The following is a 9893-nucleotide window of genomic DNA, read 5'->3' as shown; positions in this document are numbered from 1 at the left end:
TTTTTATTTTGTCATTTTTCTAAAGTGGCTAACTTGATTATAAAATTCGCCGTTTTTACAATTTCTCTACATTAGAGTAATTCTAATTAGTCTCTCTAAAATTAGTTTTTATCAAATTTTTATTTTACATTTTCAAATTTAATGCTAATATAAGTGTCACAAGATAAAAAACGACAAGAAAGAAGAGTAAGTTTTTCCACACTGACAGTGAATTGGGAATGGTGAGAACCCAATTAGTAAATGGAATTACTGAATAACACTTTCTTATGTTTCTGGCCGAAATGACTATGTCAAAGTAAGTACAGACGTTAACCGGTACGTTACCATCGGTGGAGCATGTTTGTGCTCTTATTGAGGTGGTCTATTTTTATATAGGCAACTTGGGTGGTACCGCGAAAAGTCTTTCGTCCCAGTTATTATTAATTTAATAACTAGGATGAAAGACTTTTTTATTTTGCATAAATGGAACTATCAATCAATTGGAGGACTCAAAATGGACTTAATTATACCTAAGGATTACGATCCAAAACTATCTGTTAAAGAAACTCAAAAAGCGATTCAATATATTCGTGAAACTTTTCAAGATGAATTCGGTAAAGAATTAAACTTATCCCGTTTATCCGCACCAATGATGGTCGAAAAAGGTACTGGTTTGAACGATAACCTTAATGGTGTCGAATCACCTGTTTCCTTTACGATGAAAGGTATTCCCGGTGAAACTATCGAAATTGTTCACTCTCTAGCAAAATGGAAACGTCTAGCTTTGAAACGTTACCACTTCGACATGCATGAAGGTATTTACACTAACATGAATGCTATCAGAAAAGATGAAGACCTCGATAACATTCATTCAATCTATGTTGATCAATGGGATTGGGAAAAAATCATCGCTAAAGATGAACGTACAACTGAAACTTTGGAAAGTACGGTTAAACAAATTTTCAAAGTTATCAAACATATGGAACACGAAGTTTGGTATAAGTTCCCTAAAGCAGTTCATCACCTACCTGACGAAATTCACTTTGTTACAACTCAAGAACTAGAAGACCGTTGGCCTGACAAAACTCCTAAGGAACGTGAAGATGCCATCTGTAAAGAACTCGGTTGTGTCTTCTTAATGCAAATCGGTGGACCTATGAAGAGTGGCAAACGTCATGATGGCCGTGCTCCTGATTATGATGACTGGAAATTAAATGGTGACATTCTTTTCTGGTATGAACCTTTACAACATGCCCTTGAAATTTCAAGTATGGGTATCCGTGTTTCTGAAGAATCAATGAAGGAACAATTAAAGATGGCTCACGCTGAAGATCGTGCTAAATTACCATTCCATCAAGCCTTATTGAAGGGCGAATTACCATACACAATCGGTGGTGGTATCGGACAATCCCGTCTTTGCATGTTGTTACTTGGTAAAGCTCACGTTGGTGAAGTTCAAGCTGCAGTTTGGCCTGAAGACTTACGTAAGAAATGTGACGAAAATAATATTCACCTACTATAAAAATAAAGCTCGTATTCTGCTTTTGAACAGAGTACGAGCTTTTTATTTGGATAAAATATAATTAAGCAATTCCATAAAAATATTTTGCAAACTATTCTTAGCTGTTGTGAATGTACCCACATCAACTCCGGACAGTTCTTCTTCACCAAAGTAACGATTTTCAATATACATATGATAGGCCAACTCAATTTGCATCGACTCTACACGCGGATTCTGACCGTAATGTGGCGTGATATAACCACCTGTGAACGGATGGTTATTGGAAACTGAATAACCTTTTTGATTGAATTGTTCCGTCATAAATTGACGTAATTTAATATCAGAGGTCGTATCAAACCGATTACCCAAGACAACATCATCTGTTTTAACGTCTTCATGTGGATATTCCGCAAAACTGTGGAAATCGAATAAATATACCTTTTCAAACTTCCCCAATTTATGATCAATTAATTTTTTCAATTGTTGATGATATGGCTTGTAAAAAGTTTCGATTCGTTGAGATATTTGATCTGGTGTTAACGGATCTTGATAGATATCCTTGCCGAAAGTCGTTTTACTATAAACTGCTTCGTAACGATAATCACCATTTTGATCAATCATAGTAAGGTCTCGATTTGGATCTGCCATATAGCTATGCACATTATTTTGTAAAGTAGTAAATCCACTTTGTGGTAGAAAGTCATATAAATCAGATAAAAACCAATCAACATTAGGCAAAAGTCGATCTGGAATAATCTTTTTTTGAATATCAGCGGGGATTTGCGTCCCACTATGTGGTAAATCAATAACTATCGGTAATTCATCAATTTCTTCATTGTAGACTGTGAAGTTCTCCATCAGTTCTCCCCCTCTTCTTTATTTTATTAGACTACCATTTTTATAAAATAGAAACTTACTTTTGCTTTTCTATTTTAATATTTTGCCATTTTGCTAAAATAGAACATCAACTTTGCTCTCCTATTTTAATATTTCGTCGTTTCACAAAAATAGAGCCGCATAATTGCGACTCTATTTTTAAATATAACTAATTTTTAAATTACCTAAGGAAACTAATCCTGAAATTGTAACATCTGGACTATCTTCATCAACGTTGCGAACACCATCTTCCGTGATGTTTCCCATATTGTTATTTACGCCCTTGATAATATTCCAATTACTAGGAATGTATAATTCAGCTCCACCTAAAGAAACATTAACATTAATAATCGCCGTATCCTTAACAGTCACATGATCAAAATAAACTTTAGCTTCGCCCATATTCACATCAATATTAGCTGTCTTAAAATCATCCGACTTCACATATCTAACGCTGTTACCCATTTTGACATAAACATCGACATCTGGCTTATCGATTGTTTTCATATCAGGCCCGGATTTATACTCATAGCTAAAAAAAGGACCACGATGACCTCTAGTAAAGGCTTTTCTGTATCTCATCCAGGGACGATGTCTATTCAATAATGGATTCAAAATCATTGATAAACCAATTGTTATTAACAAGGCAGCTCCCAATATTGTCCAAGGAACAATCGCCGTAATTCCTAAAGGCTTCGCATACAGGATTCCCAAGAACGCTAAGGAAAAGACCGTTCCTGAAATTGAAAAGTACACTAAACTCTTAATTAAAACTGCTGCTAAAAATATCGTTGCTATGATTGTCCAAAAACTGAACGTGTATGTAATTAGATGCAATTGACTGACAACTAGAATGGCGGCACTTAATAATAAGAATAAGCCCCAAAAGATTCCATTTCTATTTTTCATAATTAAACCTTCCTTTGATTCAATTTGATCTTCAAACTCTTTAAAAATCGCCTTGAAACGTAAATTTGCTTGTAAGAATCACGAAATTGAACAACATTACCAGTTACCGAACGCGTTAACGAGAGAATTTCATTAACATTCAAAATAGCTGACTTAGATATCCGCAAAAAATTATCCGGCAAATTCTGTTCCAATTCGTATAACCGATAATGAATTAAAAAGGCATTGTCTTTAGTGTGCGCGTAGACATCTCGATCGTTAGTCTCAAAAAATAAAATTTCTCTGAGTTGCAGTGAATAGATAGTATCGTCCAAATAACCATTGAGACTGTGAAATCTAGTTTCAACTTCTTTGATGTTATGTAAAATTTCTTGAACTTCATCATCATTTTTATTCGCACGAATCACAATTTCTTTTTCCAAGTATTGTGGCGAAATATCTACTTTTATTTTCACATCGAACAACCCTTTCGTTAAATGTATTACACCACATCCCTATTCTGATGTACACACTATTGGTTTATGTGGTTTAAATTCGTACCTAAGTGGTTATCTTAAACTAAAAGAACAGCCTCCATTAATCATTCAAGATATATCTTTTACTTGAATCTCTTAATAGAGGCCGTTCCTATTTATTATTTAAATTTTATAATGATTACGGATTTAGTGCGGAATAGTTAGCTCCAAGTCGACCCATGGCGTTTCAGCCAAATTTTCTTGTTGTGGAGGACGGCAGAACCTAACTTCCAACTCATTTAGAATTGGAAGCTTCTTCAATATAAATTTGTTCTGAAGGGTAATTACCCTTTGGTTGCATCAATTTCAATCCAGCATTCATTAAAGCATCACCACTGTAAATATTATCTTTGATTTTGTATTTAGCATTAGACTTCAAACCACGTAATTTAATATAGACGAACGGAGGATTACCAACTACATCCGTTGCCACAATCGTAACCAAACTTTTCGATTGATCTTTAGCAACAATTTGCCAAGCCACAGCATCATTATCACGATCAAAAGGACTGACTAGATGATAATAATCACCTTCGAAGGTCATTTCTTGAACCCTTTTGTAGAAATCAGTATAAGCTTTAGCCTGTTTTTTATCCGCATCACTCATCTTGGTAACATCCAACTCATAGCCAAATGTTCCCGCCATTGCTACATTGGCTCGAGTTTCAAATGGCGTTACTCGTCCATTCTGATGATTAGGACTAGCCGAAACATGTGACCCCATCGTCGATATAGGATAGAAGAAACTAGTACCATATTGAATCTTTAAGCGATTGATAGCATCTGTATTATCCGAAGTCCAAATCTGAGGTTCATACGCTAACATCCCCAGATCAAATCGAGCTCCACCACTAGAGCAACCTTCAAACAAAACATCTGGATATCTCCGAGTTAATCGACCCAACAACTTATAAAGTCCCAATACATAGCGATGTTGTAGTTCTCCCTGACGACTATCAGTCAAATCTTTAGAGTACCATTCAGTGATTGGGCGATTCATGTCCCACTTAATATAACTAACATTAGCACTATCTAGAACGTCAGATATCCGATCGAAAAGATAATTTTGAACCGCTTCTTTCGACATATCCAAAACCATCTGCCCTCTACTCAATAGTGGTCTGCGGTGTGGAAAATTCAAAACCCAGTCGGGATGAGCATTGTAGAGTTCACTATCTTCATTAACCATTTCCGGTTCAAACCAGATTCCAAATTCCATTCCTAGGGCATTGATCTTCGTAACCAATTCATTCAACGAGCAACCTAATTTTTGTTCATTTACAAACCAATCTCCCAAAGAACTATTGTCATCCGAACGCTTCCCGAACCATCCATCATCCATAACAAAGAGGTCTGCACCGATATCCTTGGCTGCAGTCGCAATCTCTAATAATTTTTTACCAGTAAAATCAAAATAAGTTGCTTCCCAATTGTTGATCAAAACTGGGCGTGGACCGTTGATATATTTACTACGGCAAAGATTTTCTCGTATCGCATCATGAAAGTTATGTGATAGTTGCGTCAATCCCGTACTAGAAAAACTCATAACCGCTTCAGGAACCTCAAACATTGCTCCTGGATCCAACTGCCATGAGAATTCATTATCACCGAGTCCCAAAGTAACACGACTCTGTTCCAAAGTACCCAATTCAGCTGTTGCTTGAAAATTACCACTATAAACTAGATTAAATCCGTAACAATCGCCAGTTTCTTCAGTCGTATCTTTATTTAAAAGAATAAAACCAGGATTTTCTTTAGCACTTGATATTCCATAGTCCGATCCAAAGGTCGTTACATTATGAGTCAAAGAGACACGTTCAAAATTACGTTCATCTGCCCAACGACCGTGAAAATGGATTAAGTCATACTGACCTGAGATAAGATCGAGTGATAGGGATTGAGTCTTTTTTAGCTGGATTGCATTTTCACTAAGATTACTGATTACCACAGCTCGTGTGATAACATCCTTATCTTCGAATACTCCATAGTAGAGTTCAACTTCAATATCGGAGATAACATCTACCAATGTAATTTTTAACGTTTGTGCATCATTATTATGAGAATAAAACGAAGGTAACTCGGTCAAACTGTATTTACCAGCTAAAACTTCGTAGCCTTTGTACTTTAAATCAATAATTCGCGTACCGTCAGCATTCTCAACATCCAAAGCCACACTACCTAAATCTCCTGTTCCAACAGTTGGAAATTCTTGCGGCATCAATGTTAAGGAACCAACTCGATTCTTTGATTCATACGGATAAGGCGTAAAGTGAGAAGGCCCATCATATAGCAAATATGAAAGATCTTGATGATCAATTCTCTTTCCATAATAAAGATGATAAAGATAACCAAATTCGCCCACCTTCATTTGATAGGTGCTATTTCGAGTCTGAAGTGTAAATAATTTCTTATCGTCATTTATTAGAATTGCCATTGTCAGTTTCCCTTCTACTTTTAACAGTCTTTATTCCACCACTGTCTTAGATACTAAACCAATGTTTATTGCAAAGTAACCCATTAAAGCATTGAAAATAGATAAAAAATAAATCTAATCCGGAACAGAAAAACCGATGGCTCAGATGTGAAATTCTACTTGGTGATTTATCACCTAGTAGAAGACTAGTATTTGAGATAATTGCGAATTTCAATTAGCTCAAATCTATGTCCACATCGTTCCAGCCAATCGGTTTTTCTGTGGAGGATGGCATACTTCTTAATAAGAATCAAAATAATAATTCCATAATATTTACTACTAATATCAATAAATGTTATGCTATTGTACAATAATTATAGAGTCTTTAAGGAGGAAACTATGCAAAGTATAGACAAAGTAAAAGCCACTGGTTTGGCTAGATTCACATCCCTAGTTTACTTATACACTGGCTTGGGAATTGCTTTTTGGATGATTTGTGCTCAAGCAATCGCTAAGAACACTGCTTTATCCATGGCCCTGTTCCAAGGTATGGCAAATCACCGTATTATTTCATTAATTCTAATGATCGGTGTTCCGATGGGATTCATCAGTTTATGTAGTCGTTTCGCAACAAAATCTTATTTCTTAACCTTTTTAACTTACTTAGGATTCTTGTTCACACTATCATTTATTGGTGTTCCAATTTTCTACATGTATTCAGCTAAGAGTATCATTCAAACGTTAACCGTTACATCGGCTATCTTCGTTGTTTCAGCTTTTATTGGTTTCGTTACCAAGAAAGATTTGACTAAGTGGAGCCGTACTTTAATGATTGGTCTTATTTCAATCATCGTGGTTGAAGCAATTAATCTTTTCATTTTCAAGAGTACAGCCTTAATGATGCTCGTTAGTGGAATTATCATCATCCTCTTCTTGTTCTACATTGCTTTTGATTCTCAAAATATCAAACGTATTTATCAAAACAATGCTACATCAGAGAGCCTTGGTGCTATTGCATTACTTGCATCAGTTAACTTGGTACTTGATTTCATTAACTTGTTCTTGAGTATCATTCAAATTTTTGGAAATAATAACTAAATAAAAAGCGTAAAACTATCATCTAGTTTTACGTTTTTTATTTCCACTTGAATCAAATTATTTGCATATAGCTTAATAAGCTAGTAATATCATCATTTCAAAGAAAAGACCCGAAAACGTCAGCCCTCATATGCTATGTTTTCGAGTCTTTTTTTGTTTTAAATCGATTCTGAAAGAACCCAATTCATTTTTCCAGTATATTGTCCAGCTGAATTAAATCCCGTCGTCTTCAATAAAATACCATCTGAATCATTCCAAGATTTTCCAACATTAGTAACTTGATTCCCGTCAGCACTCTTATAACCGTTAGCAATATTAACACCCGTTGAACCTGTTAATGATTGTTCTGAGCCACTAGAGTTTTTGAAAACTAAATTGCCATTAAAAGCTGTGTCACCATTGTATAAGCCAGAAGTAGTGGCTGATAGATGCCAAGGATTTGTTGTTCCATTTTCTCGACCATCATTTACAACGATGTTCCAGTCACCTTTTCTAGGAATCAGCATTGATGCTGTAGCCTGATTAATAGTCCCAAAAGAATAGTCGTCAACTTTTAATGACAAACTCCCCTTTTTCGTAATAACCACCGTCGATGTAGTTGAAACATTTCCATCAGCATCTTCAACATAAACTTTTAAAGTATTAGTCGTTTGGGTTAAATCAGCGGATGGAATATTCAAATTCAATTTACCACTGGCAGCACTACTGTCTAATTTGGAAGTAGCTAAGTCTTTACCATTCAAATTTTCATGAACCGTGATATCAGAATTGTTAACAGTACTGCCATCAACATATGAAACCGTTCCAGTAATATTTGCGTCATGACTATTATCAACTGTTAGATTACTTTGATCCAAGGTTAAACCGATAGCCTTAGCCTTTTTGATAGTAAAATCAGGTGTATCAGTATCTGTAATTAAATTATCACTATCAAAATGGGCACTAACAGAATCAACTTTAGTAGTACTAGTAACGTCATTAGCCACTCCATTTACCGTAATCGTAGCCTCAGAAGGTCGATAAGTTCCATCAGAACTGACATATAGATCCTTAGCTATACTGTGTTTAAGTCTACCAGTATCTTGATCAATTTCACTAGCATAAATTGGTTCAGCCTTAGCATCACTACCATCATTATAAGTTACATAACCTAGTACTTGATTAGCGTCACCATTCTTAAAAGTAACATTGCTTGGAAAAGTAATTTGTGCCACATCATTCAACCACTTATTTTCTCCACTATCAAAACGTAGATGGTAATTAAAGCTCAAACTATCACCCGAATTAACATTTCGATTAGTATCAGTCTCAGAAAAAGTTCTATTTTGAGTATTATCAGTGATATCTGAAGTAACTGTCCCTTCAACAGATGAAGGAATAGATTCCAACGCAATCAAATTAGGCTCATAAGCTGAACCACTAGTAGCCGTGAACCCCCATTGCAGCTTATTAGTCATGGCACTCTTTCCACCAAATTCAGTCGCATGAACTGGATCACTAGTTGATATTAGCGGTGTATCACTCTTGGATCCATCCAAATTTTTATCATTATACTTATAAGTAATTCTAAACGTAGTTGGATCCCAAGAAACTGTTAAATGATGCCAATTGCCATCATGCAATGTTGTAATATTTCGAACACCAGAATGGTTCATAGAATAGTAGTTACTTGAACCAATAAAATCTGCTGAGTGTTTAACATATGTACTAGCATCGCCTGGATAACCATAAGCAATGTGTTGTCCTGTAATATCACTCTCATCATCAAAATCATCATTAGAAACTTTCGATTTATTAGCATTCGTATCAAACTCCAGAGCCCAACTATCTTGAATAGCCGTATCAGCAATCTTTTGAATTGAGTCAATCGATTTGTCAGTATCCATACCCCAAACTCCTAAGGTTTCACCTGTCCCAATAGTTGTACCATTGTGGGAAAATGATGAAATACCATTAGCTGGATTTTGTAGTACAAAAGCCATTCCATCACCAAACGAATCGCCACTATGAATGTGTTGTGATGGTCCAAAATATAACCAACATGATAAAGTCTGCTTATTATTGATATTAACGTAATTTCCATTATCAACATTAGACCAAATAGCACCTTCTTGATTGATGTAATTAGTCATTCTAATCGCCATCAATGGATCATAAGACGTTCCAGTAGAATGCATCGAAGAGTTTTGCAAAATAGCACTATTTCTAGCACTACTACCAAAACCTGAAAAATCACCATACGAAAACTGTGTCTCATTCAATCCAAGATTATCTGGAGCCATAGCTAAGCCATCTCGTGCCTCCTGCATAGCATCTTGTTGCGATGTACCAGCCTGAACTACTATTTCGCCGCCTCTGATAGCCAAACCCAATGAAACTATCAAGAATAAAATTTTAAAAAAGTTCTTCCTCATACTTACCTTTGTTTCCATCACATAGAAAATAAATTCCATAGCTATTATTTTTTTTATAAATTTGCCTAATAATCCAATGTTATATCTAATGAAAATATATTTAAACTATAAATTTTCCATTTATACGTTTTCATATGGTAGATTGCAACAATTAATCGAATTTTTCGGACAAGTCACCAAAGAAGACT

General features: G+C 35.3%; 7 protein-coding genes and 1 other annotated feature. Of the genes, 2 read left to right on the top strand and 5 right to left on the bottom strand.

The window, feature by feature from the left end; genetic code table 11:
- Positions 1–164 precede the first annotated feature (164 nt).
- Positions 165–415 (top strand) — a binding site (T-box leader).
- A 78-nt stretch (positions 416–493) separates the two neighbouring features.
- On the top strand, positions 494–1501 hold the full coding sequence (gene asnA / locus FD33_RS05125) for an aspartate--ammonia ligase (protein WP_025086054.1): 1008 nt from the start codon (positions 494–496) through the stop codon (positions 1499–1501).
- A gap of 42 nt (positions 1502–1543) precedes the next feature.
- Here the strand turns inward: asnA and FD33_RS05120 are convergent, their stop codons facing one another.
- The 4 genes from FD33_RS05120 to FD33_RS05105 all read right to left on the bottom strand — a co-directional run bounded on the left by FD33_RS05120 (position 1544) and on the right by FD33_RS05105 (position 6214).
- Complete coding sequence (locus FD33_RS05120) at positions 1544–2338, bottom strand: N-formylglutamate amidohydrolase (protein WP_025086053.1); 795 nt, start codon at positions 2336–2338, stop codon at positions 1544–1546.
- A gap of 177 nt (positions 2339–2515) precedes the next feature.
- The gene (locus tag FD33_RS05115) at positions 2516–3265 is read right to left on the bottom strand and encodes a LiaF transmembrane domain-containing protein (protein ID WP_025086052.1); all 750 of its coding nucleotides are present in this window, start codon (positions 3263–3265) and stop codon (positions 2516–2518) included.
- Between the two features lie 2 nt (positions 3266–3267).
- Positions 3268–3720, bottom strand: a complete 453-nt coding sequence (locus FD33_RS05110) for a LytTR family DNA-binding domain-containing protein (RefSeq protein ID WP_025086051.1) — start codon at positions 3718–3720, stop codon at positions 3268–3270.
- A gap of 295 nt (positions 3721–4015) precedes the next feature.
- Complete coding sequence (locus FD33_RS05105) at positions 4016–6214, bottom strand: alpha-galactosidase (RefSeq protein WP_056955817.1); 2199 nt, start codon at positions 6212–6214, stop codon at positions 4016–4018.
- 378 nt (positions 6215–6592) lie between these two features.
- Between FD33_RS05105 and FD33_RS05100 the strand changes: the two genes are divergently transcribed.
- Positions 6593–7291: a Bax inhibitor-1 family protein gene (locus FD33_RS05100; RefSeq protein WP_025086049.1), complete on the top strand. Its 699-nt coding sequence runs from the start codon at positions 6593–6595 to the stop codon at positions 7289–7291.
- Between the two features lie 158 nt (positions 7292–7449).
- Here the strand turns inward: FD33_RS05100 and FD33_RS05095 are convergent, their stop codons facing one another.
- Positions 7450–9675 (bottom strand): hypothetical protein, encoded by a 2226-nt coding sequence (locus FD33_RS05095; protein ID WP_235806954.1) that lies wholly within the window; start codon positions 9673–9675, stop codon positions 7450–7452.
- Positions 9676–9893 lie beyond the last annotated feature (218 nt).

Source organism: Companilactobacillus paralimentarius DSM 13238 = JCM 10415 (assembly GCF_001434985.1).
GTDB classification, from domain to species: Bacteria; Bacillota; Bacilli; order Lactobacillales; family Lactobacillaceae; genus Companilactobacillus; species Companilactobacillus paralimentarius.
The sequence above is the reverse complement of the archived record's forward strand: the minus strand, read 5'-3'. Positions and strand labels throughout refer to the sequence as shown.